Raw genomic sequence first — 24,613 nt, forward strand, 5'->3', positions numbered from 1 at the left:
CGCGGGGAGGTGACCCCAATAACAGCCGGACCGCATAGAGAAATTCACAGCATCGGTGAATGAATGGTGGGCCGTCCCGAACCGCGCGTCCACCCCCCGTGCGGCCCCGCCGTGCGGGACCGGGGCCACCCCCCTCCGGGACCGCCCGCCGCACCCACCGGTCGGTGTTCACGGCTACGGCAGCAGCCCCGCCCGGCGCGCGGCCACCACGGCCTCCCCGCGCGTGTGGGCTCCCAGCTTGCGCATGGCCGACCGCAGATAGCCCTTCACCGTCTCCGCGCGCAGCCCCAGCCGCCCGGCGGCCACCGCGTTCGTGGCGCCCGCGGCCACACACGCCAGCACATCCACCTCGCGCGGCGCCAGCTCCACGGCCCGCGGGTCCGGCCCGACCGCCAGCAGACCGGCCGCGTCCAGCAACTCCGCGCGCAGCGCCGGATCACCGATGCGCGGCGCCAGCGCCCGCAGCGCCGCGTGCGCCTCCCGGACCTGCTCCCAGGCGGCACCCCCCTCGGCCGGCGCGGCGGTCCCCGGCCGGGCCGCCTCCAGCAGCCCCTGCACCTCGTCCCGCACCACCAGGGCCTGCTCCACGTCCCGCGCCGCGTCCACGGCGGCCGTCAGGACACGGTCGCCCAGCGGCTGAGCGGTGCGCAGGGCGCCGTACAGGACACCGCGCACCCGGCGCCGTACGACCACCGGGACCGCCACCACCGCGCACAGCCCCTCGGCGGCGACGGCCGCGTCGTACTCGTGGCTGATCTGCCGGGAGGCCGAGTAGTCGGTGACCGCGCAGGGGCGGGCCAGCGCGACGGCCTTGCCGCCGAGGCCGTTGCCCGCGGCGACCGCGAGCCGGCGCAGGGCGTCCGTGGCGGTGCCGTTCAGCTCGCTGATGCGCACCCGCGGGCGGCCCGGCTCCAGCAGGCCGCCGAAGGCGACCGGGAGTCCGGTCGAGCGGCGCAGACGCGCCAGCCCACGCCCGATCTCCATCGCCGCGGCCGCTTCCACTGCCACCCTGCTCGCCCCTTCACCCGCGCGTCCCGAGCGCACACCCCCGTTCGGGGGTAGTGAGACCCACGTCACGGATTACACGATGGCAGAGGGCCGCCCGGCAAGGTCCGGTAACCAGGAGGACGCATGAAGACGGGGACGGAGCTGTTCCGCGGGGCGCGGGACTTCCTGCTCGAACACCGCGAGGACTACGCCACGGCGTACGAGGGCTTCAGCTGGCCCCGGCCGGAGCGGTTCAACTGGGCGCTCGACTGGTTCGACGCCATCGCGGCCGGCAACGACCGGATCGCGCTGCACATCGTGGAGGAGGACGGCAGCGAGGTACGGCTGACGTTCGCCGAGACGGCCGAACGCTCCGCCCGCGTCGCCAACTGGCTGCGCGAGCAGGGCGTACGCGCCGGGGACCGCGTGCTCGTCATGCTCGGCAACCAAGCCGAACTGTGGGAGACCGCCCTCGCCGCCATGAAGCTGCGCGCCGTCGTCATCCCCGCCACCCCGCTGCTCGGCCCGGCCGACCTGCGCGACCGCGTGGAACGCGGACACGTCCGGCACGTCCTGGTCCGCTCGGAGGACACCGGCAAGTTCGACGACGTGCCCGGCGACTACACCCGGATCGCCGTCGGCGGCGCGCCCGCGGGCTGGCTGGCCTACGAGGACGCCTACGACGCCTCCGCCGCCTTCACCCCCGACGGGCCGACCCGCGCCGACGACCCGCTGATGCTCTACTTCACGTCCGGCACGACCGCCCGCCCCAAACTCGTCGAGCACACCCACACCTCGTACCCGGTCGGGCACCTGGCCACCATGTACTGGATCGGCCTGAAGCCCGGGGACGTGCACCTGAACATCTCGTCGCCCGGCTGGGCCAAGCACGCCTGGTCCAACCTGTTCGCCCCGTGGAACGCCGAGGCGACCGTCTTCATCCACAACTACACGCGCTTCGACGCGGCCCGGCTGATGGCCGAGATGGACCGGGTCGGCGTCACCACCTTCTGCGCCCCGCCGACGGTGTGGCGCATGCTCATCCAGGCCGACCTGGGCGCGCTGCGCACCCCGCCCCGCGAGGTCGTCGCCGCCGGCGAACCGCTCAACCCCGAGGTCATCGAGCAGGTGCGGCGCGCCTGGGGCGTGACCATCCGGGACGGCTTCGGGCAGACCGAGACGGCCGTGCAGGTCTCCAACAGCCCCGGCCAGCCGCTGAAGACGGGCTCCATGGGCCGGCCCAGCCCCGGCTACCGCGTCGAACTGCTCGACCCGGTCACCGGCGCCCCCGGCGCCGACGAGGGGGAGATCGCCCTCGACCTCTCCGCCCGGCCGGTCGGCGTGATGACGGGCTACCACGGCGACCCCGACCGCACGGCGGAGGCGATGGCGGGCGGCTACTACCGCACCGGCGACATCGGCTCCCGCGACGCCGACGGCTACATCACCTACGTGGGCCGCTCCGACGACGTCTTCAAGGCCAGCGACTACAAGATCAGCCCGTTCGAGCTGGAGAGCGCCCTGCTGGAGCACGAGGCCGTCGCCGAGGCGGCCGTCGTGCCCGCGCCCGACGAACTGCGGCTCGCGGTGCCCAAGGCGTACATCGTGCTCGCCAAGGGCTGGGAGCCCGGACCCGACACGGCCAAGGTGCTCTTCGAGCACTCCCGGCAGACCCTGGCGCCCTACAAGCGGCTGCGCCGCCTGGAGTTCGGGCCGCTGCCCAAGACGGTGTCGGGCAAGATCCGCCGTATCGAACTGCGCGAGGCCACCGCCGCGGGGTCGGACGCCGAGTACCGCGAGGAGGACTTCCGGTGAACTCCTACACGCACGGGACCGGGGACACGCCCCTGCTGGGCGACACGATCGGGGCGAACCTGGACCGGGCCGTCGCCGCCTGGCCGGACCGGGAGGCGCTGGTCGACGTGGCGTCCGGGCGGCGCTGGACGTACGCGGAGTTCGCCGCCGACGTCGACCGGCTGGCGTACGCGCTGCTGGCGAGCGGTGTCGCCAAGGGCGACCGGGTGGGCATCTGGGCCGTCAACTGCCCCGAGTGGGTGCTGGTCCAGTACGCCACGGCCCGCGTCGGCGCCATCATGGTGAACATCAACCCGGCTTACCGCACCCACGAGTTGGAGTACGTCCTCAACCAGGCCGGTGTCTCACTCCTGTTCGCCTCGCTCAGCCACAAGTCGAGCGACTACCGGGCGATGGTCGAGGAGGTGCGCGGCCGGTGCCCGGCGCTGCGGGAGACCGCCTACATCGGCGACCCGAGCTGGGACGCGCTGATCGCGCGCGGCACCCCGGCCCCGTTCCCGGAGCTGTCCTGCGACGACCCCATCAACATCCAGTACACCTCGGGCACCACCGGCTTCCCCAAGGGCGCCACGCTGTCCCACCACAACATCCTGAACAACGGCTACTTCGTAGGGGAGTTGATCGCCTACACCGAGCAGGACCGGGTGTGCATCCCGGTCCCCTTCTACCACTGCTTCGGCATGGTGATGGGGAATCTGGCGGCCACCTCGCACGGCGCGTGCATCGTCGTCCCCGCCCCCTCCTTCGACCCGAAGGCCACCCTGGAGGCCGTGCAGCGGGAGCGCTGCACCTCGCTGTACGGCGTGCCGACGATGTTCATCGCCGAGCTGAACCTCCCCGGCTTCGCCGGCTACGACCTCTCCACCCTGCGCACCGGCATCATGGCGGGCTCGCCCTGCCCGGTGGAGGTGATGAAGCGGGTGGTCGCGGAGATGCACATGGAGCAGGTCTCCATCTGCTACGGCATGACGGAGACCTCCCCGGTGTCCCTCCAGACCCGTATGGACGACGACCTGGAGCACCGCACCGGCACCGTCGGCCGTGTCCTGCCGCACATCGAGGTGAAGATCGTCGATCCGGCGACCGGCGTCACCGTGGAGCGCGGCACCTCGGGCGAACTGTGCACCCGGGGCTACAGCGTGATGCTCGGCTACTGGGACGAGCCGGAGAAGACCGCCGAGGCGATCGACCGGGGCCGCTGGATGCACACCGGAGATCTCGCGATGATGCGCGAGGACGGGTACGTCGAGATCGTCGGCCGGATCAAGGACATGATCATCCGGGGCGGTGAGAACATCTACCCGCGTGAGATCGAGGAGTTCCTCTACGCCCACCCCAAGATCGCCGACGTCCAGGTGGTCGGCGTGCCGCACGAGCGGTACGGCGAGGAGGTGCTGGCCTGCGTCATCCCGCGCGACGCGGCCGATCCGCTGACCCTGGAGGAACTGCGCGCCTTCTGCGACGGACAGCTCGCCCACTACAAGATCCCGAGCCGCCTGACCCTCCTCGACGCGTTCCCGATGACGGTGTCCGGCAAGGTCCGCAAGGTGGAACTGCGCCGGCGGTACGCCACCGACTAGCGGCGGCGCATGCAGACGCGCGGCCACCGGTCGAGACCGAGTTCCGCCTCCCGGGCGCGGATCGCCCGCAGCCCGGGGGTGAGCCGGTCCACCGGTACGACCCGGAACCCGAGCCGCTCGTAGTAGGGCGCGTTCCACGGCACGTGCGTGAACGTGGTCAGGGTCAGGCCGCTCAGCCCCTCCTCCCGGGCGCGTTCCCCGGCGCAGGCGAGGAGGGCGCGGCCCACGCCCCGGCGCGCCGCGTCGGGGTGCACGGACACCTGCTCGACGTGCAGCCACCCGTCGACGGGTTCGGCCACCAGATACCCCACCGGCCGATCGGCCTCGTCACAGCCGGCCCAGGCCCGCCCGGCCCGCCGGTACGCCTCCAGCACGTCCACCGGGAACGGCTCGTCGTCGGCGATCTCCGCCATGCCGATGTCACGGAAGACCTCCCCGGCGGCCCGCTCGATCTCCTGGAGGACACCGAGCTCACCGGGCAGGACGGGACGGATGCGCATGGGGCGAGTGTCGTCCCGGCGGGGGACCGGCGCCAGCGGATTTAGGGCTAGCCCGCCCCCGACGCGTCCAGTTCGTCGGCCTGGCTGTTGACCGGCTGCGGGGTGCCCGTCAGGTCGAGGACGAACAGGGGGACGTGCAGGGAGTCGGCGCGGGTGCGGGCGTCCGGGGTGTAGCCGGCGAGGGAGAAGTAGACGCAGTGCGCCGACTCCGTCATCGCCGTCAGCCACAGGCACTCCACGTCCCGCCGCGAGGCCGGGTTCACCGTCGGGTCGACCTGGGCGAGGAGACCGTGCGCGGCGAGGCCGATGCCGGAGGTGGGGCGCTGGTCGGCGCGGCGGATGTCCCGGTAGCCGAGCCAGCGCAGATAGACGGCCGCCGCGGTGACGGCGTCCCGCGCGGTGCGGATCGTCACCGGCTGGAAGGCGCGGCGGGGTGCGGGGGACCGGCGGGGCTCGTCGGCGGTGGAGGGGCCGGACGGGGGGATCCGCAGGACCGTGCCGCAGGGACAGCCCAGTTCGGGGCGGGGCCACTCGCTCTCCCGGCCGCACGCGGAGCAGCTCACGGTGATCCACTCGTCGTCCCAGGCCCGGTGGGTGACCGGGGTGGCCGTCCCGTCCGGGTCGAGCCGCGGCGCGAGAGGCGCCCCGCACGCGCACGGATAGACGGGTGCCTCGTAGTGGTGCTCGCTCCGGCAGGCCGGGCAGCGCACCGGCACGCTCTCGGACATGGCCCGCTCCCGGACGGTTCGCATCGGACGGCGGCCCCATCGTCCTCCTGCCGGGGGCCGGTTGTCCCCCTCTTGACGGTCTCCGGCGCCCCACCTACATTGCTTCCAGATAGTAGAAACTAAATTCCGTCATGCGGAAAACGTGGCGGATGCGACTCAACACGGACTTGCTCACCGGCGGGCGCGACGGGAGTGCGAATCCGACGGCCGAAGCAGGAGACCCCAATGGCTCGTATGACCGCTGCCCGCGCGGCAGTCGAGATCCTCAAGCGCGAGGGCATCAGGGACGCGTTCGGTGTGCCCGGCGCGGCGATCAACCCCTTCTACGCGGCGCTCAAGGCGTCCGGCGGCATCCACCACACCCTCGCCCGCCATGTCGAGGGCGCCTCGCACATGGCCGAGGGCTACACCCGCGCGTACCCCGGCAACATCGGCGTCTGCATCGGCACGTCCGGCCCCGCCGGCACCGACATGATCACCGGTCTCTACTCCGCGACCGGCGACTCCGTCCCGATCCTGTGCATCACCGGCCAGGCGCCGACCGCCGTGATCCACAAGGAGGACTTCCAGGCGGTCGACATCGCCGCGATCGCGGGGCCGGTCACCAAGATGGCGGTCACCGTCCTGGAGGCCGCGCAGGTCCCCGGCGTCTTCCAGCAGGCCTTCCACCTGATGCGCTCCGGCCGCCCCGGCCCCGTCCTCATCGACCTGCCGATCGACGTCCAGCTCACCGAGATCGAGTTCGACCCGGAGACGTACGCCCCGCTGCCCGTCTACAAGCCCGCCGCCACCCGCGCCCAGATCGAGAAGGCGCTCGGCATGCTGAACGCCGCCGAGCGGCCGCTGATCGTCGCGGGCGGCGGAGTCGTCAACGCCGACGCCGCCGATCTCCTCGTCGAGTTCGCCGAGCTGACCGGCACCCCGGTCGTCCCCACCCTGATGGGCTGGGGCGTGCTCCCCGACGACCACGAGCTGAACGCCGGCATGGTGGGCCTGCAGACCTCGCACCGCTACGGCAACGCCACCTTCCTGGAGTCCGACTTCGTCCTCGGCATCGGCAACCGCTGGGCCAACCGCCACACCGGCAAACTGGACGTCTACACGGCCGGCCGCACCTTCGTGCACGTCGACATCGAGCCCACCCAGATCGGCCGGATCTTCGCCCCGGACTACGGCATCGCCTCCGACGCCGGGGCCGCCCTGGAGCTGTTCGTCGAGGTGGCGAAGGAGCTGAAGGCCGAGGGCCGGCTGCCCGACCGCCGCGCCTGGGCCGCCTCCACCCAGGAGCGCCGGGCCACCCTTCAGCGGCGTACGCACTTCGACGACATCCCGATCAAGCCGCAGCGTGTCTACGAGGAGATGAACAGGGCCTTCGGCCCGGAGACCCGGTACGTCTCCACGATCGGCCTCTCGCAGATCGCGGGCGCCCAGATGCTGCACGTCCAGCGCCCCCGGCACTGGATCAACTGCGGCCAGGCCGGCCCCCTCGGCTGGACCGTCCCGGCCGCGCTGGGCGTCGCCAAGGCCGACCCGGACGCCCCGGTCGTCGCGCTGTCCGGCGACTACGACTTCCAGTTCATGATCGAGGAGCTGGCCGTCGGGGCGCAGCACAAGATCCCGTACGTCCATGTGCTCGTCAACAACGCCTATCTGGGCCTGATCCGCCAGGCGCAGCGGGCCTTCGACATCGACTTCCAGGTCAACCTGGAGTTCGAGAACGTCAACGCGCCGGAGCTCGGCGTCTACGGCGTGGACCACGTCAAGGTCGCCGAGGGCCTCGGCTGCAAGGCGATCCGGGTGACCGACCCGGCCGAGCTGGGCGCGGCCTTCGAGCAGGCAGGGAAGCTGGCGGCGGAGCACCGGGTGCCCGTCGTCGTGGAGGTCATCCTGGAACGGGTCACCAACATCTCCATGTCGACGAGCAACGACATCGGCAACGTCGTGGAGTTCGAGGAGATCGCGACCGAGCCGGGTCACGCGCCGACGTCGATCAGGCCGCTCAAGGTCTGACCCCGGCCTCGGGGGCGCGTCCCCCGGCGACCGCGAAGGGCGGTCCGGCCGACAGCCGGACCGCCCTCTTCGTGTTCCCCCGTGGTGGTGCTCCCCCGTACCCCCGTGTCACGGGACCCGCTGCCCCCGTGCCGGCGGGCCCCGTGTGACGACAATCTGCCCTGCCCCGGGGGTGTTCGAAGCCCCTTGAACGAAGTTCAGAGCTTGATTTGAGCATGACGTAGACGCCCTACGCCGTCGGCTGTAGGCGCCCGGTCAGCCCTCCTCGTGGTGCTCCGACAGCCCCGGCCAGTCGTCGGGACCGCCGCCCTGCCAGTCGATGAGGTCGCTCTCCGCCACGTCCGTGACGTAGTGGTCGGCGAGCCGCAGGATCTCGCTGACGTCGTCCACGTGCGTGGCGATGCCCAGCGTCTCGTCGCCCTCGGTGACCCGCCGGGAGCCGTCCAGCCCGGGCGGGTGCACCACGACGCGCGGATGCTCGGTCGGTCGTGCCGTCATGCCTTCAGACTGCTGCGAAAGGCCCGGATCCGCACCCCGGCGGGGCACCCGCGCACGCGCGCGGCGCCGGGCACGGAGTCTCCGTACGGGGCGCCGCGAGGCTGTCCGGTGGTGGCCGTCCGACGGCGCGAGGCTGGGCGCGACAGTACGTTCGCGCCGCCGGACGGCGTTCTGGGGCGTGTCCGCCGTGCGTGCCGGGACCGCGGCGGGAGCGACGGAACCCGCGCCCGCCTCCCCTCAGGTCGAAGGAGGCGGCCGGGACCTTCACCACCGCACTGGCTCGCTCGCCGCCGCGGTCCACACGCGGCCCGCGCCCTCCTCCGGGCGGCCACCCCTCATCCGGGCCGGCCGGCGACGGGGCGCGGGCGGTGCGTCCGGCTCATGACCTCCCGTCAGGAGCCGGACGCCGTCTTCGCATACGCCGGCCAGGGGCCGACGAGTGTCCGGGCGGTGCCGGTGCCTGGGCGCGACAGGACATGTGTCGGCGCCGGCACCGCCCGGAGGTCTCAGGCGGGGTCAGGCGGAGGCGCCGGACAGGCGCTCCACGGACCGCAGCAGGGCCGAGTGATCCAGGCCGCCGTCGCCCTGGGCGCGCAGGGACGCCACGAGCTGGGCCACCACGGCGCCGACCGGCAGGGCCGCGCCGACGCTGCGGGCGGCGTCCGTGACGATGCCCATGTCCTTGTGGTGCAGGTCGATACGGAAGCCCGGCTTGAAGTCCCGGTTCAGGAAGTTGTCCTTCTTGCGGGTCAGCACGGTCGAGCCCGCCAGGCCGCCGTTCAGGACGTCCAGGGCCGCCTTCAGGTCCACGCCGGACTTCTCCAGGAAGACCACGGCCTCGGCGCACGCCTGGATGTTCACGGCGACGATCAGCTGGTTGGCTGCCTTCACGGTCTGGCCCGAGCCGTGCGGACCGCACAGCACGATGGTCCTGCCCAGCGCCTCCAGAAGCGGCCTGGCGGCGTCGAAGTCCGCCTGCTCGCCGCCGACCATGATCGACAGGACGGCCTCGATCGCGCCGGCCTCGCCGCCGGACACCGGGGCGTCCAGCACGCGTATGCCCTTCTGGGCAGCGGCCTTCGCGAGGTCGATCGAGGTCTGCGGGGTGATCGAGGACATGTCGATCAGCAGCGCGCCGGGGCGCGCGTTCTCCAGGATGCCGTCGGGGCCGTACGCGATCGCCTCGACCTGCGGGGAGGCCGGGACCATCGTGACGATCACGTCGGCGTCCTTCACCGCCTCGGCGATCGAGGAGGCCGCGGTGCCGCCCGCCGCGGCGAGCCGGTCCAGCTTGTCCTGCTCCAGCGTGTAGCCGGTGACCTGGTAACCCGCCTTGACCAGGTTCTCGGACATGGGGGAGCCCATGATGCCGAGGCCGATCCAGGCGACCGTGGGGAGTGTGCTCATGATGGGGTGCCTTTCGGTAACGGGGTCAGCGGGGCAGCCAGTCGAAGGCCTCGGCGCTCGGGCGGTCGCCCGGCTTGTACTCGAGGCCGACCCAGCCGTCGTAGCCCGCCTTCCTCAACTGGTCGAGGAGGTCCTCGAGGGGGAGCGAGCCGGTGCCCGGGGCGCCGCGGCCCGGGTTGTCAGCGATCTGGACGTGTCCGGTCCTCGCCGCGTACCGATCGATCACCGCCGGCAGGTCCTCGCCGTTCATGGACAGGTGGTAGAGGTCCATGAGGAACTTCGCGTTGCCCAGTCCGGTCGCCGCGTTGACCTTGTCCACGACGCCCACCGCGGCGGGCGCGCTGACCAGCGGGTAGAGCGGTGACTCCGGTTTGTTCAGCGCCTCGATCAGCAGGATCGCGCCGATCCGGTCGGCCGCCCGGGCCGCGAGGACCAGGTTCTCCAGCGCGAGCGCGTCCTGCTCGGCCGGGTCCACGCCGTCGACGCGGTTGCCGTACAGGGCGTTGAGGGCCCCGCAGCCGAGGGAGCCGGCGAACTCCGCCGCGACCTCCACGTTGGCGCGGAACCGCTCCGACTCCTCGCCGGGCACCGACAGGGCGCCGCGGTCCGGGCCGGGCAGCCGCCCGGCGTAGAAGTTCAGCCCGGTGAGCCGTACGCCCGCGTCCTCGACGGCCTTGCGCAGGGCGTCGAGCTCGGACCGCTCGGGGGTGGGGGAGTCGATCCAGGGCCACCACAGCTCGACCGCGGTGAAGCCGGCCGCGGCGGCGGCCGCGGGGCGCTCCAGGAGCGGGAGTTCCGTGAAGAGGATCGACAGGTTGACGTTGAAGCGCTGCTCTGCGAATCCCATGGGGCCGGCGCTCCCTTCCGTGGTCGATATTCCGTATGACGGAAGTTTGTTTCTGCTTATTGGAAGATTGCCGTCGGGTGCCGGAGGTTGTCAAGAGGGCTCGGCGGATGACGGCGGCGCGCGTTAGGTTGTGCGCGTGCGATTGAGAGTGGAGTTCACGACCGAGCCCTTCGACCTCGACGAGGCACCCGCGCACGCCGTGGCCGCCCGCGAGGTCATCGAGGCCGCCGACCTGGACGCGGTGGACGTCGGCCCGTTCGGCAACACGGCGGAGGGCGGCTCGGACGCGGTGCTCGCCGCCGTGGACGCCCTGCTGCGCAGGAGCCTCGACGCGGGCGCCACCCGCATCTCGCTCCAGGTCAACGTCATCGAGGAGGACGGCGCGTGACCGGCGAGGGGGACGACACCTTCATCGCGGCCGTCAAGCCGCTGGTCGACGCCATGGGCGGCGAACTGCTGCCGCCCGACGAGGCCGGCGCCGAGGACGTCGTGCTCTCCTGGCGCGGGGCCGACGTCGTCGCCGTACGGCTGCCCCAGCTCGCCGACTCCCTCGACCACATCCTGGCCGCCATGGAGCGCCGGATGGGCAGGCCCCTGGCCGACCTGGACCGCAAGGCCAAACAGGAGGTCGTCCGCACCCTGGAGGCGCGCGGCGCCTTCTCCGTACGGCACGGCGTGGAGACCGTCGCGAGCGCGCTCGGGGTCAGCCGATTCACCGTCTACAACTACCTGAACCGGGACAAGAACCCCTGATCCCGGCTCCCCGGTTTCGTTACCGGGAATTTTCAACAAAGTGTTGACGGGCTGTCGCCGCAAGGCGTTAGCTAACGGCACGCCCGTTCAGCACGAAGGCCGTTCGCGGCCACGGAGGCTCCCGTGACGCCGAATACCACGCCCCCGGGCCTGGCCCGGTTCAACGCCCTGGAGGAGCAGGCGGCCCACGCCGCGCTCCACGAGGTGTGCGCCTCCACCGCCTGGGTGCGCCGGCTGCTCGCCGCCCGCCCCTACGCCACCCCCGACGACCTCTACCGGGCCGGCGACTCCGCCATGGCCGGACTGACCGCCGGCGACCTCGCCGAGGCCATGGCCGGGCACCCGCCGATCGGCCGCCCCCGGCCGGGCGACCCGGCCTCGGCCCGCGAGCAGCGCGGCATGGCCGGCGCGTCCGACGACCTCAAGGCGGAGATGCTCGAACTCAACCTGGCCTACCAGGAGAAGTTCGGCCATGTCTTCCTCATCTGCGCGACCGGCCGGACCGGCGAGCAGATGCGGGACGCGGTCAAGGAGCGGATCGGCAACGCGCCCGAGCAGGAACGCGAGATCGTCCGCGCCGAGCTGGGAAAGATCAACCGTATCCGGCTCGCCCGGCTCGTCGACGACGACCGACAAGGACCCCGACCATGAGCACCAGCACCACCGCCTCCGTGTCCACGCACATCCTGGACACCAGCGCCGGCCGGCCCGCCGAGGGCGTCGCCGTCCGCCTCTCCGCCCGCGCGGGCCGGGACGCGGACTGGCGGGAGCTCGGCGGCTCCGCGACCGACGCGGACGGGCGGTGCAAGGACCTCCCGGCCCCGCCGGAGGGCACCACCCATGTCCGGCTCGACTTCGCCGTCGAACCGTACTTCGAGAAGAAGCAAGCCGATGCGCAGCAGGACGCCCCCGCGAATCGGGACAGCGGTGCCGTGTTCTTCCCCGAGGTGGCGATCACCTTCGCCGTGACGCCCGGGGAGCACTATCACGTACCGCTGCTGCTCAACCCGTTCGGCTACTCCGTATACCGAGGGAGCTAGCTACATGACCACCCCTTCCAGCCCTGCCCGCCCTGTGCTTCTGGGACAGAACCAGTACGGCAAGGCCGAGAACCGAGTCGTCAGGATCACGCGGGAGGGCACCACCCACCACATCAAGGACCTGAACGTCTCCGTCGCGCTCTCCGGCGACATGGACGACGTCCACTACTCCGGCTCCAACGCCAACGTCCTGCCGACCGACACCACCAAGAACACGGTGTTCGCGTTCGCCAAGGAGCACGGCATCGAGTCGGCCGAGCAGTTCGGCATCCACCTCGCCCGGCACTTCGTCACCAGCCAGGAGCCCATCCACCGGGCGCGCATCTGCATCGAGGAGTACACCTGGGAGCGGATCGAGGGCACCGGAGCCGACGGCGAGGAGATCAAGCACTCCTTCGTCCGCCAGGGCCAGGAGACCCGCCTCACCCAGATCACCTTCGACGGCGAGAGCTGGGAGGTCGTCTCCGGACTGAAGGACCTCACCGTACTGAACTCGACGAACTCCGAGTTCTGGGGCTACGTCAAGGACAAGTACACGACGCTCCCCGAGACCCACGACCGCATGCTGGCCACCGAGGTCTCCGCCCGCTGGCGCTTCAACTGGACCGACGGCGAGCAGACCGCCCCCGACTGGAACGCGTCCTACGAGCAGACGAAGCGGCACATGCTCCGGGCCTTCGCCGAGACCTACTCCCTCTCCCTGCAGCAGACCCTGTACGAGATGGGCGCCCGCATCATCGAGAACCGCGCCGAGATCGACGAGGTCCGCTTCTCCCTGCCGAACAAGCACCACTTCCTCGTGGACCTGGAGCCGTTCGGGCTGAAGAACGACACCGCCGACGGAGCCGTGTACTTCGCCGCCGACCGCCCCTACGGCCTGATCGAGGCCACCGTCCTGCGGGACGGCGCCGAGGCCCGCATCCCCGCGGACCTCACCAACCTGTAGACCGACACACGCACTTCGGCACCCGCGGCCGGCGGGCCGGGCCTCCCGCCCGCCGGCCGCGGCACTCAAACTCCCGGGGTCCTGCCGTGCCCTCTCCCCAGCAGCGCAAAGGACGCACCATGGCAGCAGCCCAGCGCATCGTCATCGAGAACTGTTCGATCGCGACCGTCGACGCGCACGACACCGAGTACGCCACCGGGCACATCGTCCTGGCGGACCATCGCATCGAGTCCCTCGGCGCCGGCCGCGCCCCCGAGGGCCTGGAGAACGTCGTCCGCCGCATCGACGCCACCGGGCACCTCGTCACCCCCGGTCTGGTCAACACCCACCACCACTTCTACCAGTGGATCACCCGGGGCCTGGCCACCGACCACAACCTCTTCGACTGGCTCGTCGCCCTCTACCCGACCTGGGCGCGCATCGACGAGCCGATGGTCCGGGCCGCCGCGCAGGGCTCCCTCGCGATGATGGCCCGCGGCGGTGTCACCACCGCCATGGACCACCACTACGTCCACCCGAAGGGCTCCGGCGACCTGTCCGGCGCGATCATCGGCGCCGCCCGCGACATGGGAGTGCGCTTCACCCTCGCCCGCGGCTCCATGGACCGCAGCGAGAAGGACGGCGGACTGCCCCCGGACTTCGCCGTCGAGACCCTGGAAGGCGCGCTCGCCGCGACCGAGGAGACGGTGAAGCGGTACCACGACACCTCCTTCGAGGCGATGACCCAGGTCGCCGTCGCCCCCTGCTCCCCGTTCTCCATCTCCACCGAACTGCTCCGCCAGGGCGCCGAACTGGCCCGGCGCCTCGGGGTGCGCATGCACACCCACGGCTCGGAGACCGTGGAGGAGGAGAAGTTCTGCCACGAGCTGTTCGGCATGGGCCCGACCGACTACTTCGAGTCCACCGGCTGGCTCGGCGAGGACGTGTGGATGGCGCACTGCGTCCACATGAACGACTCCGACATCGCCGCCTTCGCCCGCACGGGGACCGGCGTCGCGCACTGCCCGTCCTCCAACGCCCGCCTCGCCGCCGGGATCGCCCGCGTCCCCGACATGCTCGCCGCCGGCGTCCCGGTCGGCCTCGGCGTCGACGGCACCGCCTCCAACGAGTCCGGCGAACTCCACACCGAACTGCGCAACGCCCTGCTCATCAACCGCCTCGGCGCCCACCGCGAGTCCGCCCTGAACGCCCGCCAGGCCCTGCGTCTCGGGACGTACGGCGGCGCCCAGGTCCTCGGCCGGGCGGCCGAGATCGGCTCCCTCGAACCCGGCAAGCTCGCCGACCTCGTGCTGTGGCGGATGGACACCCTCGCCCACGCCTCCATCGCCGACCCGGTCATCGCACTCGTGTTCGGCGCGGCCGCCCCCGTCACCGCCTCCTTCGTGAACGGCCGCCAGATCGTCGAGAACGGACGGCTGCTCACCGCCGACGAGGACGCCATCGCCCGCGCCACCCGGGACGAGGCGCGCCGGCTCGCCGAGATCGCCGCCGCCGGGTAACGCGCCCTCGGGCTCATGAACTCCGGCCGGGAGGGACGGCTCCCGGCCGGCGGCTCCGGACCCCGGGTCCCGGGGCGGCCGTCGCCGGGGCGCGCGCACGCGCGCCCCGGACCGGTCCACCGTCCCCTCGAAGAACTGGTCCCGCACGACCATGCACCACCTCCCTGACACCCACGGCAGCCGTTCCGCGCGGCCGTGTAACCGACCGGAGGGAAGCCGCCGTGGCCGACCACCCCGTTGACGAGAAACTCCCCGCGCTCAAGATGGCGACGACCGGCCTCCAGCACGTGGCCGCCATGTACGCGGGCGTCGTCGCCCCACCCCTGATCGTCGGCGCGGCCATCGGCCTCTCCGCCACCGACCTCACCTTCCTCACCGGCGCCTGCCTGTTCACGGCCGGCCTCGCCACCTTCCTCCAGACGCTCGGCGTCTGGAAGATCGGCGCCCGGCTGCCCTTCGTCAACGGCGTCACCTTCGCCGGTGTCGCCCCGATGACCGCGATCGTCGCCTCCACCGGCGACAAGAGCGACGCGCTGCCGGTCATCTTCGGCGCCGTCATCGTCGCCGGGCTCCTCGGTTTCCTCGCCGCGCCCGTCTTCTGCAAGGCGATCCGCTTCTTCCCGCCCGTCGTCACCGGCACCGTGATCACCCTCATCGGGATCTCGCTGCTGCCGGTCTCCTTCGGCTGGGCCCAGGGCCCCGATCCGGCCGCGCACGACTACGGCTCGGCCACCAACCTGGGCCTCGCCGGCGGCACCCTGCTCATCGTGCTGCTGCTGCGCCGCTTCACCACCGGCTTCGTCAAGCAGATCGCCGTCCTGCTCGGTCTGGTCGCCGGCACCCTGGTCGCCATCCCGTTCGGCGTAACCGACTTCGCTCCGGTCGCGGACGCGGCCGTCGTCGGCTTCCCGACGCCGTTCCACTTCGGGGCCCCGCAGTTCCAGCTCGCCGCGATCCTCTCCATGTGCGTCGTCATGGTGGTGTCGATGACCGAGTCGACCGCCGACATGCTGGCACTGGGCGAGATCGTCGAACGTCCGGCCGACGAGCGGACCATCGCGGCGGGGCTGCGCGCCGACACCCTCGGCTCCGCGCTCAGCCCGCTCTTCAACGGGTTCATGTGCAGCGCCTTCGCCCAGAACATCGGGCTGGTCGCCATGACGCGGATCCGCAGCCGGTACGTCGTCGCGGCCGGCGGCGGCTTCCTGGTGCTGATGGGACTGTGCCCGATGGCGGCCTCGCTGATCGCGGTCGTACCCCGCCCGGTGCTCGGCGGCGCGGGCGTCGTCCTGTTCGGGTCGGTGGCCGCGAGCGGAATCCAGACCCTGGTCCGGGCCGGTCTCGAGAAGGACAACAACGTCCTGATCGTCGCCGTCTCGCTCGCCGTCGGCATCATCCCGATCACGGCGCCGGAGTTCTACCACGCCTTCCCGGTGACCGCGCGGATCGTGCTCGACTCGGGCATCTCGACCGGCTGTGTGGCCGCGGTGCTGCTGAACCTGGTCTTCAACCACCTGGGCCGCGGCGGCCGTGACGCCGAGGACGTGACCCATCCGATGGAGACGGGCAAGGAGCTCACGGGGGCGCCGGCGCGCTCCTGATCTCTGGACGGAACAGCGCGCGCCCCGGCGGGACATGAGCGGTCCTGCCGGGGCGCGCGGCCGTGCGGGTGCCGGATCAGCGGGTGAAGGTCACCCGGCTCTCCTTCATCAGGGAACCGCAGTTGGAGCCGGTCACCTGGACGTACACGTTCTTGATCTGGCCGCCCCAGTCCACGCAGTACCCCTTGCCGTAGACGTAGGTGGGTCCGGCGTACGAGGTGAAGCGGCCGTAGTCCTCGTCGTACTCGTCGGTGCCGTTGACGTAGATCCACGCCGACATGTCCTGGGCGGTGCCCGGGGTGTTGCGGATGGTCGTCACACAGTTCTTGCCGTTGGTGGCGTTGTACGTCAGGTACACGGTGCCGAGCGAGCCCACGGGTGCCGAGTTCACCGTCTTGTAGCCGCTGCCGCAGACCTTCTGCGGGGTGGTGTTGGGTGCCGCGGAGGCGGGGGCCGCGAGGGCGGCCGTACCGCCGACGGTCAGCGCCGCGAGCGCCACGGTGGACAGGACAGAACGTGCGTATCGCATATTTCCCCCTGGTGTCCATTGGAGTCGGTTGCTCCTGCATGGTGTGACCCGCGGGGTATGCGAATGGTTGTGCTCGGATCTGACGCCGTGTCGACAAATCCTCTCGGCGGGGTGCCGGCCGGGTGCCGTCAGATGCCGAACAGGCTCGGATCCGTGGACAGTTCCTTGAAGTAGTCCTGCGGGTTGGCGACCATCCGGCGCTCCTTGAGGTCCAGCAGGCCGCCCACCGCGACGAGTTCGGCGGCGACCGTGCCGTCCGTCTTCACCATGTCCTGCCGGATGCGGAACGTCTTGCTGCCGGTCCACTCGAAGACGCACGTCACGTCGATCTCGTCACCGGCCAGCAGCTCGCGCCGGTAGCGGATGGTCGTCTCCAGGGCGACCGGGCCCACCCCCTTCGCTATCAGCCCGGTCTGGCTGATCCCGGCGGCCTGGAGCAGCGACCAGCGGGCGTGCTCGGCGTAGTTGATGTACACGCTCTGGTTGACGTGCCCCTGCACGTCGGTCTCGTATCCGCGGACGGTGATCCGGACGGAGAACGGCTCGCTCACTGCTGTCCCTTCGACGGTCGATGCCTGATGCAGCGATCCTGGCACGCCGCTCACGCCCTGCGCGGGGAGGCCAGCAGATAACGCGCCCGGGTGCGTGGTTCGGTGTGCTCCCCGACCTGCCAGCCCGCCCCTTCCAGTGTGGCCGCGCAGGCCCGCAGCCGCGCGCCGTCCGGCTCGCGCACCGCGACGGCGTCCGGCTGGGGCGTGGACCGCACCCGGTACCCCTCCTCACCGTCCCCCTCGGCCGGTGGGTGTCCGGCGGCCTCCAGGGCCAGCGCGGCGGCCTGCACCAGATGGCCGCGCTCCCAGGCGCACGGCCGGTCCACGGCCCCGTCCGCGTTGGTCATCCGGCGCAGCTCCAGCAGGCCCTGCCAGGCGCTGTGCACCTCACGCGCGCGGGCGGGCCCGCCCTCCGGCCGCTCCTCCCCGCCGATCCGCGCGGCGAAGACCCGCCCGGCCTCAGGCGCTTCCGAACGCTCGGCCTCCGCCGGCTCCGGCGTCCGCAACCGGTGCCCCGCCGGGGTCAGGAAGTGATCGTGCGGCGGCCGCGGATGCCGGAAGGCCAGCCCCCGCCCCACCAGCGCGGCGAGCTGCGCCGGAGTACCCCGCAGCCGCCCCGTGACGGGGTCGGCGGCATCGATGACCCGCCGCTGCGCGGCGGTCGGCGCTCGCGTCACGGCATGCTCCTCCCCGAGTGCCCGGCATGGGTCCGCCATCCGCGCGGAACGCCGTACCCCTTCGCCTGAAGGCTACGACCCGGGTCTGACATTCCCGCCGGTGATGGGCAGGGGGCTACCTCAGCCGCCCGGTGACGGGGTCGGCGGTCGCGGCAGGGCGTGCTCCTCCCTGGGGTCCGGCAGGGCGGCCCGCCCGCGCGGGAGGCCGTACGGCTTCGCCGGGAGGCTAGGACCCGGGTCGGACGTTCCAGCCCGTGATCACCGGGCGGCCGTGTTCGGTGCCGAGGCGGCACAGTGATCCGGTGGCCAGTTGGAACAGTGCTCCGTCGGCGGGCGGCAGGCCGAGGTAGCGGGCGGTGAGCACCCGCAGGAAGTGCCCGTGCGCCACGAGGACCACACAGCCCTCCGTGTTGGCGAGCGCCGCGTCGACCTTGGCGAGCATCCGGTCGGCGCGCTCCCCGACCTCCTCCGGGCTCTCCCCGGGGTGGTCCGGCGGGCCCGGCGCGACCCCGTCCGTGAACAGGAACCAGCCGGGCCGCTCCCGCTGGATCTCGACGGTCGTCACGCCCTCGTAGCCGCCGTAGTCCCACTCGCGCAGATCGACGTCGACGCGCACGTCCTGCAGCCCGATCAGCTCGGCCGTCTCCCGGGCCCGCTGCGCCGGACTGGCGAACGCGGCCCCGATCCGGTGCGAGCGGACCAGGGGGACCAGCCGCCGGGCCTCCTCGCGGCCGCGCTCGGTCAGCGGCACGTCCGTCGAGCCGGTGTGCCGCCCGGACCGCGACCACTCGGTCTCGCCGTGCCGGACCAGAAAGACCTCACCCACCGCGCACCCTTCCCGCTCGCCTGCCTGCACCCTGCCACACGGCGGCCGGGGGACGCAGGGCGGACTGGGCCGGACGGTCGTCCCGGGCGCGGGACGGCGTCCCCGAGGCGGCGGCGCGGACCGCGCGTCAGGGCCCGGGGAGGGCCCGCCGCGACCGCGAATCCGCCCACGTCCCCTCCTACTGGCGGTAGCCGCTCAGGAACCGACCGATCCGCCCGATCGCCGCCTCCAGGTCGTCGGCGTACGGCAGCGTCAGGATGCGGAAGTGGTCGGGGGAGGGCCAGTTGAAGCCGGTGCCCTGGACCACCTGGATCTTCTCGCGCAGCAGCAGGTCCAGGACGAACTTCTCGTCGTCGTGGATGCGGTGCACCTTGGGGTCGATGCGCGGGAACGCGTACAGCGCGCCCTTGGGCTTCACGCACGAGACGCCGGGGATCTCGTTGAGCTTCTCCCAGGCCACGTCCCGCTGTTCGCGCAGCCGGCCGCCGGGCGCGGTCAGCTCCCGGATGGACTGCCGGCCGCCGAGCGCGGCCTGGATGGCGTACTGCGCGGGCGCGTTGGCGCACAGGCGCATGGAGGCCAGCATGGTCAGGCCCTCCAGGTAGTCCTTGGCGTGCTGCTTCGGCCCGGTGACCACCAGCCAGCCGGAGCGGAAGCCCGCCACCCGGTAGGTCTTCGACAGACCGCAGAAGGTGAGGACGACCAGGTCGGGAGCGAGGGCGGCGGCCGAGTGGTGGACGGCGTCGTCGTAGAGGATCTGGTCGTAGATCTCGTCGGCGAACACCATCAGGCCGTGCCGGCGGGCCAGGTCGAGGATGCCCTCGACGACCTCCTTCGGATACACCGCGCCCGTCGGGTTGTTGGGGTTGATGATGACGACGGCCTTGGTGCGGTCGGTGATCTTCGCGGCCATGTCGTCCAGGTCCGGGTACCAGTCGGCCTGTTCGTCGCAGAGGTAGTGCACGGCCCTGCCGCCCGCGAGGTTGGTCACCGCGGTCCACAGGGGGAAGTCCGGCGCGGGGATCAGGACCTCGTCGCCGTCCTCCAGGAGGGCCTGGACGGCCATGGAGACCAGCTCGGAGACGCCGTTGCCGAGGAAGACGTCGTCCACGTCGACCTCCAGGCCCAGCGTCTGGTAGCGCTGCGCCACGGCCCGGCGGGCGGACAGGACGCCGCGCGAGTCCGTGTAGCCGTGCGCCTGGGGGAGCATCCGGATCATGTCCTGGAGGATCTCCTCCGGCGCCTCGAACCCGAACAGGGCGGGGTTGCCGGTGTTGAGGCGCAGCACGCTGTGGCCCGCCTCCTCCAGCGCGTTCGCGTGCTCGATCACCGGGCCGCGGATCTCGTAGCAGACCTCGCTCAGCTTGCTCGACTGCCGGAACTCCATGCGCGCTCGCCCCTCCGGATTCGTGTGTTGCTTGGTTTTACCAAGTGCGAGCTTGGAAAGTCCAACAACGTGTCTAGACTGCGTCGCATGTCACCTCGCCGAAGCTACGACCAGTACTGTTCCGCCGCCCGGGCGCTCGACGCCGTCGGCGACCGCTGGACCCTGCTGATCGTCCGGGAGTTGCTGGCCGGTCCGCGGCGCTACACCGACCTGCACGCCGACCTGCCCGGGGTCAGCACGGACGTGCTGGCCTCGCGGCTGAAGGACATGGAGCGCGACGGCCTCACCACCCGCCGCCGGCTGCCCCCGCCCGGCGCGGCCTACGTCTACGAACTCACGGACAGGGGGCGCCAGTTGCTTCCGGTGCTCCAGGCGCTGGGGGAGTGGGGCCGGTCCGAGCTGGGCGAGCGCCGGCCCACCGACGCGGTGCGCGCGCACTGGTACGCGCTGCCGCTGCTGTCGTCCCTGGAGGGCGAGGGACTGCTCGAAGTGCAACTGGAGGAAGGCGACTTCCACCTGCATGTCGGCGCCGAGGACGGCCCCGTCTACGGTGACGGACCCGCCCCCCGCGAGCCCGACGCGCGGCTGGTCCTGGACTCCGCGACCTGCGCGGCCCTCGCACGTGGAGAGGCGAGCCTCACCGACGCCGTACGGGACGGCCGCGCCACCGTGACCGGGGACGGCACCCTGGCCAAGGCGCTGCTCGACCGGTGAACGCCGTGGGGCCCGCCGTACACGCGGTACGGCGGGCCCCACTCCCGGTCATGACGGGCCGTCAGGCCGACGGCGGCACCCTCGGCGGGCGCCCGGCGCCCCGCGTCAGCGCGTACCCGCCGATGCCCGCGAGCGCGGCCAGCACACCGCCGAGCCCCGTCCACACCCAGCGGTCGGACCACCAGCCCGACGCCCAGCCGTCATCGGGTTCCAGACTGGCGAGCAGCGCCTCCCCGCCGGACTTCTCGTCCTCGTCCCGGGTCACCCCGGCGCCCGGCACCAGCGGTCGCGCCAGCGAACCGTCGACCGCCGCGGCGCCGCCGGCGTCCTGCGAGCCGACGCGCACCTCGGCGCTCACCGGCTGCCCCAGCGCCGAGGTCGGCACGTCCACGGCCGTCAGCCGCACGTAATAGGTGCCCGGCAGCGGGTCGCCCGACCACGGCTCCGCCCAGCCGCGCACGGTCCGCAGCGCGCACGCCAGCTCGACCGACGCGGCACCGGCCGCCGCCGTACGGGTCTGCGCCCCGAACCGGCACGCCTGGCGGCGCCGCAGACCGTCGTACACGTCGATCTGCCAGGTCTCGGCGGCGTGTTCGGCCGGCAGCTTCACCGTCGCCTCGACCGTGGGCCGCTGACCGGTGTCCGCCGGGAACGACCAGTACAGGTAGTCACCCGTGGAGGCGTTCGCCGTGGCGGTCTGCCCCTGCTCGATCTCGGTCGCCGTACGGAACGAGGTGCCCGCCCGCGTCGGCGCGTCCGCGTCCCCGGACGCGCTCGGCGACGGAGAGGAGTCCGCCGCGGCGGGCCCCGCGGCCAGCCCCAGGGTCAGCAGGGCCGCGCCCAGCACACGTGTCATCCGCATCAGTTGGTCCTCCAGACCGCGACGCGCCAGCGCGACAGCCAGCCCCAGACGAGACCGGCGAGGAAACCGGCGAGGATCAGGGCGCCCAGCAGCCACCAGCCGCGCCCGAGGCCGAAGGAGGCCACGTCCCGCGCGGGCGACGGCCCGTCCACGACGTCGACCGTCAGCTCCAGCGGCAGACCCGGAGCGGTCTTCACCCCCGCACCCGCGGAGAAGGAGTGCGTCACCTGCAGGCACACGATCTCCGCGGGCGCGTTCTCGTCGTCGTCCGCCTCCGCCTTCGGGTAGCGCAGACCGGCCGACACGACGTCCGTGCGGCCGGTCCCGGCCGCCTCACCGCGCACGATCTCCCGGCCCTTGACCGTCACGGCCCGCACCAGCACGCCGTACGACGGGTTCACCGCCCGGTCGGCCGCCACGCTCACCGAGGCCCGCAGCTCCTGGCCGGGGCGCACGTCGACCCGGTACCAGCGCTGCTGCCCGAACTCCTCGCGGTCGGTGTAAAGGCCGGACTTCAGCGTCGGCGCCTTCTCGCAGCGGTCCGCGCCGTCGGTCGCGACCGGTGTGACCACCGGATCGGCCGCCCGGTCCACCAACTGGTTCACCTTGTCGGTGAGTTCCTCGGTGTGCTCCACCGAGGTGAACGTGCCGCCGGTCGCCTCGGCGATGCAGCTCAGCTGCTGCCGCAGCTTGGTGTTCGGGACCAGGCCCAGCGTGTCGATGGTCAGCCCGATGCCCTTGGCCGCGATCTCCCGCGCCACCTCGCACGGATCGAGCGGCGCGCAGGTGTCCTCGCCGTCGCTGATGAGCACGATGCGCTTCGAGCCCTCGCCGCCGTCCAGGTCCTCGGCCGCCTTGAGCAGCCCCGGGCCGATCGGCGTCCAGCCGGTCGGGGACAGGGTGGCCACCGCCGCCTTCGCCTCGGTGCGGTCCAGCGGGCCGACCGGGTACAGCTGCGCGGTGTCCTTGCAGCCCGTCTTGCGGTCGTCGCCCGGGTAGTTCGCGCCGAGCGTGCGGATACCGAGCTGCACCTCCTCCGGCGTGGCGTCCAGCACCTCGTTGAACGCCTGTTTCGCCGCGGCCATCCGCGACTGCCCGTCCATGTCCCGCGCCCGCATCGAGCCGCTCACGTCCAGGACGAGATCGACCTTGGGCGCCGTCGCGCTCACCTCGTCGGCGACCGCTCCGGCCGGGAACGCCACCCCGGCCCCGAGCAGGGCGAGCAGGGCGCACGCCCCGGCCGCCAGCCGTGTTCGTATGATCATCGGCGGATCCTAGTGACCGAGGACGGCCCACTCCAAAACGGGGTCAGAACACGTCGGCCCGCAGGGGGTTGGGCAGGACGGTCCACCGGTCCCCGGCCACGCCAGGCGACAGCCGCATCAGCGTGAGCGCCTTCGTGGGCAGCGCCTCCTCGCGCAGGGCCGCCAGATCACCGGTCACCGGCAGGTCCGGGAGGGCCGCCGCGAGCGCCGCGCGCAACGCCGGGGCCGACCCCGCGGTGCCCGCCAGCGCCCCCGCCACCAGGGAGCCGAACAGCTTGCGGCGCAGGGCCGTCACCTCGTCCGTGACGATCCGGCCGGCCAGCTCCGGCACCGGGACGCCGTGCCGCGCCAGCCGGGCCGGGCTGACCCGGATGTCGGCGAGATCGCGGTAGACCAGCCGCACCGGCGACCCGTCCGCGTCCAGCACCACCAGCAGGTTCTGCCCGTGCGCCTCCAGCGCCACGCCCATGTCCAGCAGCCGCAGCCCCGCCGTCAGCGCCAGCCGCGCGAACGCCGCCAGCCACGCGCCCGACGCGGGCAGGCCGGTGTACGGCAGCGCCGCCACCGGCACCACCCGCTCGCCCCGCCCCGCGTACCGCCCGGGCGGCTCCCGCAGCACCGCCGCCAGCTCCGCGGACCCGGCCGCCACGGCCCCCAGGGTGCGCGTGAAGCACACCAGCCCGTCCAGCCGGTCCGCGAGGTCCTCCGCGAACCGCGACAGCGTGTCCGAGATCCCCACGGAGTACGGTGAGATGTCCCGCACCGAGGACGTCAGCCGCGCGCTGAGCGCCGTCTTGACGTGCGGCCCCCCGGGAACGGCGAGCGTCCGCAGCGACATCAGCGGATGCGCGTCCACCCAGTCCCCGTACGGCTGCTTGAGCACATGCTCGGCCTGCCACGGGTGCACCGGGACCAGGAGCCGGTCCCCGTCCCGCAGTTCGTCCGGCCATCGGCCCGTCACCAGGCACCGGTCGGCCCGCACCGCGACCCGCGCCAGCGGCACGAGGGGCCGGTGCTCCGGCCCGTACGCCAGTTGCTCGGCGACCGAGAAACCGGGCCGGGAACGGCAGTTGGGGTGGAACGGGTGCCCGTCCACCACCCGCTGCTCCCACTCCCAGTCGTGCTCCGGCCACTCTTCCGGGTGAGATTCCCGATCGGCCCGCGCGAGCGCCAACGAGGCCACGCCGTGCCCGAGTTCCGAGGTGAACGCCTCGCCGTGCGGTACGGCCAGGTCCGTCAGCAGCCGTACCGGATCGTCGTACACCGTCCCGTCCAGCCGCACGGAGGTGACGTACGCGGCGGTGGCGTACGGGTCCGCCCGCGGGCCGTCCAGCCGGCGGCCGTCCCCGAGCCGCAGGACGAGCCCGTCACCGGCGGCGTCCCGGCCGGTCACCCAGGCCAGCGGCTCGTACGCCAGGGCCCGCCAGAGCCGGGTCAGCACCGCGGCCCTGGCCCCCGGCAGCCCGGCCGCGTACCGGGGCACGAGCGCGGGGGTGACTTCGGCCAGTTCGGCGGCGATCTCGGCCTCGGCGCTGGGAGGACGATGCACGGGAGGGCTCCTCGGGGTACGTGTAGGGCGTCGGGACGGCCG

The 24,613-nt window shown here is 72.5% G+C and carries 25 protein-coding genes; 11 read left to right on the plus strand and 14 right to left on the minus strand.

Features of this window, described 5'->3' with window-relative positions:
- Positions 1 to 174 precede the first annotated feature (174 nt).
- Entirely contained in the window at positions 175 to 984 is an 810-nt protein-coding gene (locus F8R89_RS28025; RefSeq protein WP_413251298.1) for a LuxR C-terminal-related transcriptional regulator, read from the minus strand.
- A 147-nt stretch (positions 985 to 1,131) separates the two neighbouring features.
- Here F8R89_RS28025 and F8R89_RS28030 point away from each other — a divergent pair, with 147 nt between their 5' ends.
- Both F8R89_RS28030 and F8R89_RS28035 read left to right on the plus strand, forming a co-directional pair.
- Positions 1,132 to 2,802 (plus strand): AMP-binding protein, encoded by a 1,671-nt coding sequence (locus tag F8R89_RS28030; protein WP_151786554.1) that lies wholly within the window; start codon positions 1,132 to 1,134, stop codon positions 2,800 to 2,802.
- Positions 2,799 to 4,382 (plus strand): AMP-binding protein, encoded by a 1,584-nt coding sequence (locus F8R89_RS28035; RefSeq protein ID WP_151786555.1) that lies wholly within the window; start codon positions 2,799 to 2,801, stop codon positions 4,380 to 4,382. Before F8R89_RS28030 ends, F8R89_RS28035 begins: the two co-directional genes overlap by 4 nt.
- On the opposite strand, the gene F8R89_RS28040 is transcribed toward F8R89_RS28035, so the two are convergent.
- Positions 4,379 to 4,882 carry a GNAT family N-acetyltransferase gene (locus tag F8R89_RS28040; RefSeq protein ID WP_151786556.1) on the minus strand — a complete coding sequence of 168 codons (504 nt, stop codon included), beginning with the start codon at positions 4,880 to 4,882 and terminating at the stop codon, positions 4,379 to 4,381. The genes F8R89_RS28035 and F8R89_RS28040 overlap by 4 nt on opposite strands.
- 47 nt (positions 4,883 to 4,929) lie before the next feature.
- The gene (locus tag F8R89_RS28045; protein WP_151786557.1) at positions 4,930 to 5,610 is read right to left on the minus strand and encodes a hypothetical protein; all 681 of its coding nucleotides are present in this window, start codon (positions 5,608 to 5,610) and stop codon (positions 4,930 to 4,932) included.
- 225 nt (positions 5,611 to 5,835) lie between these two features.
- Here F8R89_RS28045 and gcl point away from each other — a divergent pair, with 225 nt between their 5' ends.
- Positions 5,836 to 7,620, plus strand: a complete 1,785-nt coding sequence (gene gcl, locus F8R89_RS28050; RefSeq protein WP_151786558.1) for a glyoxylate carboligase — start codon at positions 5,836 to 5,838, stop codon at positions 7,618 to 7,620.
- 255 nt (positions 7,621 to 7,875) lie between these two features.
- On the opposite strand, the gene F8R89_RS28055 is transcribed toward gcl, so the two are convergent.
- The 3 genes from F8R89_RS28055 to F8R89_RS28065 all read right to left on the minus strand — a co-directional run bounded on the left by F8R89_RS28055 (position 7,876) and on the right by F8R89_RS28065 (position 10,372).
- The gene (locus F8R89_RS28055; RefSeq protein WP_151786559.1) at positions 7,876 to 8,118 is read right to left on the minus strand and encodes a hypothetical protein; all 243 of its coding nucleotides are present in this window, start codon (positions 8,116 to 8,118) and stop codon (positions 7,876 to 7,878) included.
- A 516-nt stretch (positions 8,119 to 8,634) separates the two neighbouring features.
- Positions 8,635 to 9,525 (minus strand): 2-hydroxy-3-oxopropionate reductase, encoded by an 891-nt coding sequence (locus F8R89_RS28060; protein ID WP_151786560.1) that lies wholly within the window; start codon positions 9,523 to 9,525, stop codon positions 8,635 to 8,637.
- A gap of 25 nt (positions 9,526 to 9,550) precedes the next feature.
- Positions 9,551 to 10,372, minus strand: a complete 822-nt coding sequence (locus F8R89_RS28065; protein ID WP_151786561.1) for a TIM barrel protein — start codon at positions 10,370 to 10,372, stop codon at positions 9,551 to 9,553.
- Positions 10,373 to 10,508: 136 nt separating this feature from the next.
- Between F8R89_RS28065 and F8R89_RS28070 the strand changes: the two genes are divergently transcribed.
- The 7 genes from F8R89_RS28070 (at position 10,509) to F8R89_RS28100 (ending at position 16,211) form a co-directional block, all read left to right on the plus strand.
- Positions 10,509 to 10,760: a hypothetical protein gene (locus F8R89_RS28070; RefSeq protein ID WP_151786562.1), complete on the plus strand. Its 252-nt coding sequence runs from the start codon at positions 10,509 to 10,511 to the stop codon at positions 10,758 to 10,760.
- On the plus strand, positions 10,757 to 11,125 hold the full coding sequence (locus tag F8R89_RS28075; RefSeq protein WP_151786563.1) for a helix-turn-helix domain-containing protein: 369 nt from the start codon (positions 10,757 to 10,759) through the stop codon (positions 11,123 to 11,125). The genes F8R89_RS28070 and F8R89_RS28075 overlap by 4 nt, the downstream gene beginning before the upstream one ends.
- A gap of 123 nt (positions 11,126 to 11,248) precedes the next feature.
- Complete coding sequence (gene uraD, locus F8R89_RS28080; protein ID WP_151786564.1) at positions 11,249 to 11,776, plus strand: 2-oxo-4-hydroxy-4-carboxy-5-ureidoimidazoline decarboxylase; 528 nt, start codon at positions 11,249 to 11,251, stop codon at positions 11,774 to 11,776.
- Entirely contained in the window at positions 11,773 to 12,165 is a 393-nt protein-coding gene (uraH, locus tag F8R89_RS28085; protein ID WP_151786565.1) for a hydroxyisourate hydrolase, read from the plus strand. Before uraD ends, uraH begins: the two co-directional genes overlap by 4 nt.
- Positions 12,166 to 12,169: 4 nt before the next feature.
- Positions 12,170 to 13,111 carry a factor-independent urate hydroxylase gene (gene pucL / locus F8R89_RS28090; RefSeq protein ID WP_151786566.1) on the plus strand — a complete coding sequence of 314 codons (942 nt, stop codon included), beginning with the start codon at positions 12,170 to 12,172 and terminating at the stop codon, positions 13,109 to 13,111.
- Positions 13,112 to 13,230: 119 nt separating this feature from the next.
- Positions 13,231 to 14,610 carry an 8-oxoguanine deaminase gene (locus F8R89_RS28095; RefSeq protein ID WP_151786567.1) on the plus strand — a complete coding sequence of 460 codons (1,380 nt, stop codon included), beginning with the start codon at positions 13,231 to 13,233 and terminating at the stop codon, positions 14,608 to 14,610.
- Between the two features lie 221 nt (positions 14,611 to 14,831).
- On the plus strand, positions 14,832 to 16,211 hold the full coding sequence (locus tag F8R89_RS28100) for a nucleobase:cation symporter-2 family protein (RefSeq protein ID WP_151786568.1): 1,380 nt from the start codon (positions 14,832 to 14,834) through the stop codon (positions 16,209 to 16,211).
- Between the two features lie 76 nt (positions 16,212 to 16,287).
- On the opposite strand, the gene F8R89_RS28105 is transcribed toward F8R89_RS28100, so the two are convergent.
- The 5 genes from F8R89_RS28105 to F8R89_RS28125 form a co-directional block, all read right to left on the minus strand.
- Positions 16,288 to 16,740, minus strand: coding sequence for a spore-associated protein (locus tag F8R89_RS28105; protein WP_151786569.1), 453 nt, complete (start codon positions 16,738 to 16,740; stop codon positions 16,288 to 16,290).
- Between the two features lie 128 nt (positions 16,741 to 16,868).
- Positions 16,869 to 17,291: an acyl-CoA thioesterase gene (locus tag F8R89_RS28110; protein ID WP_151786570.1), complete on the minus strand. Its 423-nt coding sequence runs from the start codon at positions 17,289 to 17,291 to the stop codon at positions 16,869 to 16,871.
- Between the two features lie 50 nt (positions 17,292 to 17,341).
- Positions 17,342 to 17,968, minus strand: a complete 627-nt coding sequence (locus tag F8R89_RS28115; RefSeq protein WP_151786571.1) for a hypothetical protein — start codon at positions 17,966 to 17,968, stop codon at positions 17,342 to 17,344.
- Between the two features lie 226 nt (positions 17,969 to 18,194).
- Positions 18,195 to 18,794 carry a histidine phosphatase family protein gene (locus F8R89_RS28120; RefSeq protein ID WP_151786572.1) on the minus strand — a complete coding sequence of 200 codons (600 nt, stop codon included), beginning with the start codon at positions 18,792 to 18,794 and terminating at the stop codon, positions 18,195 to 18,197.
- 178 nt (positions 18,795 to 18,972) lie between these two features.
- Entirely contained in the window at positions 18,973 to 20,181 is a 1,209-nt protein-coding gene (locus F8R89_RS28125) for a pyridoxal phosphate-dependent aminotransferase (RefSeq protein WP_151786573.1), read from the minus strand.
- An 87-nt stretch (positions 20,182 to 20,268) separates the two neighbouring features.
- Between F8R89_RS28125 and F8R89_RS28130 the strand changes: the two genes are divergently transcribed.
- Complete coding sequence (locus tag F8R89_RS28130; RefSeq protein ID WP_151786574.1) at positions 20,269 to 20,895, plus strand: winged helix-turn-helix transcriptional regulator; 627 nt, start codon at positions 20,269 to 20,271, stop codon at positions 20,893 to 20,895.
- Positions 20,896 to 20,956: 61 nt separating this feature from the next.
- Here F8R89_RS28130 and F8R89_RS28135 read toward each other — a convergent pair whose 3' ends face one another.
- The 3 genes from F8R89_RS28135 to F8R89_RS28145 are packed head-to-tail and all read right to left on the minus strand — an operon-like array spanning position 20,957 to position 24,571.
- Positions 20,957 to 21,757, minus strand: a complete 801-nt coding sequence (locus tag F8R89_RS28135; RefSeq protein WP_151786575.1) for a hypothetical protein — start codon at positions 21,755 to 21,757, stop codon at positions 20,957 to 20,959.
- Complete coding sequence (locus F8R89_RS28140) at positions 21,757 to 23,022, minus strand: VWA domain-containing protein (RefSeq protein ID WP_151786576.1); 1,266 nt, start codon at positions 23,020 to 23,022, stop codon at positions 21,757 to 21,759. The genes F8R89_RS28135 and F8R89_RS28140 overlap by 1 nt, the downstream gene beginning before the upstream one ends.
- Before the next feature lie 43 nt (positions 23,023 to 23,065).
- Positions 23,066 to 24,571 carry an IucA/IucC family protein gene (locus F8R89_RS28145; RefSeq protein ID WP_151786577.1) on the minus strand — a complete coding sequence of 502 codons (1,506 nt, stop codon included), beginning with the start codon at positions 24,569 to 24,571 and terminating at the stop codon, positions 23,066 to 23,068.
- Between the last annotated feature and the right edge of the window lie 42 nt (positions 24,572 to 24,613).

It is taken from the genome of Streptomyces sp. SS1-1 (assembly GCF_008973465.1).
In the GTDB taxonomy this organism is placed as follows: Bacteria; Actinomycetota; Actinomycetes; order Streptomycetales; family Streptomycetaceae; genus Streptomyces.

Coding starts and splice junctions, on each gene's coding strand:
- F8R89_RS28025 (WP_413251298.1), bottom strand. CDS start 984: ATGGAGATCGGGCGTGGGCTGGCGCGTCTGCGCCGCTCGACCGGACTC.
- F8R89_RS28030 (WP_151786554.1), top strand. CDS start 1,132: ATGAAGACGGGGACGGAGCTGTTCCGCGGGGCGCGGGACTTCCTGCTC.
- F8R89_RS28040 (WP_151786556.1), bottom strand. CDS start 4,882: ATGCGCATCCGTCCCGTCCTGCCCGGTGAGCTCGGTGTCCTCCAGGAG.
- F8R89_RS28045 (WP_151786557.1), bottom strand. CDS start 5,610: ATGTCCGAGAGCGTGCCGGTGCGCTGCCCGGCCTGCCGGAGCGAGCAC.
- gcl (WP_151786558.1), top strand. CDS start 5,836: ATGGCTCGTATGACCGCTGCCCGCGCGGCAGTCGAGATCCTCAAGCGC.
- F8R89_RS28055 (WP_151786559.1), bottom strand. CDS start 8,118: ATGACGGCACGACCGACCGAGCATCCGCGCGTCGTGGTGCACCCGCCC.
- F8R89_RS28060 (WP_151786560.1), bottom strand. CDS start 9,525: ATGAGCACACTCCCCACGGTCGCCTGGATCGGCCTCGGCATCATGGGC.
- F8R89_RS28065 (WP_151786561.1), bottom strand. CDS start 10,372: ATGGGATTCGCAGAGCAGCGCTTCAACGTCAACCTGTCGATCCTCTTC.
- uraH (WP_151786565.1), top strand. CDS start 11,773: ATGAGCACCAGCACCACCGCCTCCGTGTCCACGCACATCCTGGACACC.
- pucL (WP_151786566.1), top strand. CDS start 12,170: ATGACCACCCCTTCCAGCCCTGCCCGCCCTGTGCTTCTGGGACAGAAC.
- F8R89_RS28095 (WP_151786567.1), top strand. CDS start 13,231: ATGGCAGCAGCCCAGCGCATCGTCATCGAGAACTGTTCGATCGCGACC.
- F8R89_RS28105 (WP_151786569.1), bottom strand. CDS start 16,740: ATGCGATACGCACGTTCTGTCCTGTCCACCGTGGCGCTCGCGGCGCTG.
- F8R89_RS28125 (WP_151786573.1), bottom strand. CDS start 20,181: ATGGAGTTCCGGCAGTCGAGCAAGCTGAGCGAGGTCTGCTACGAGATC.
- F8R89_RS28130 (WP_151786574.1), top strand. CDS start 20,269: ATGTCACCTCGCCGAAGCTACGACCAGTACTGTTCCGCCGCCCGGGCG.
- F8R89_RS28135 (WP_151786575.1), bottom strand. CDS start 21,757: ATGCGGATGACACGTGTGCTGGGCGCGGCCCTGCTGACCCTGGGGCTG.
- F8R89_RS28140 (WP_151786576.1), bottom strand. CDS start 23,022: ATGATCATACGAACACGGCTGGCGGCCGGGGCGTGCGCCCTGCTCGCC.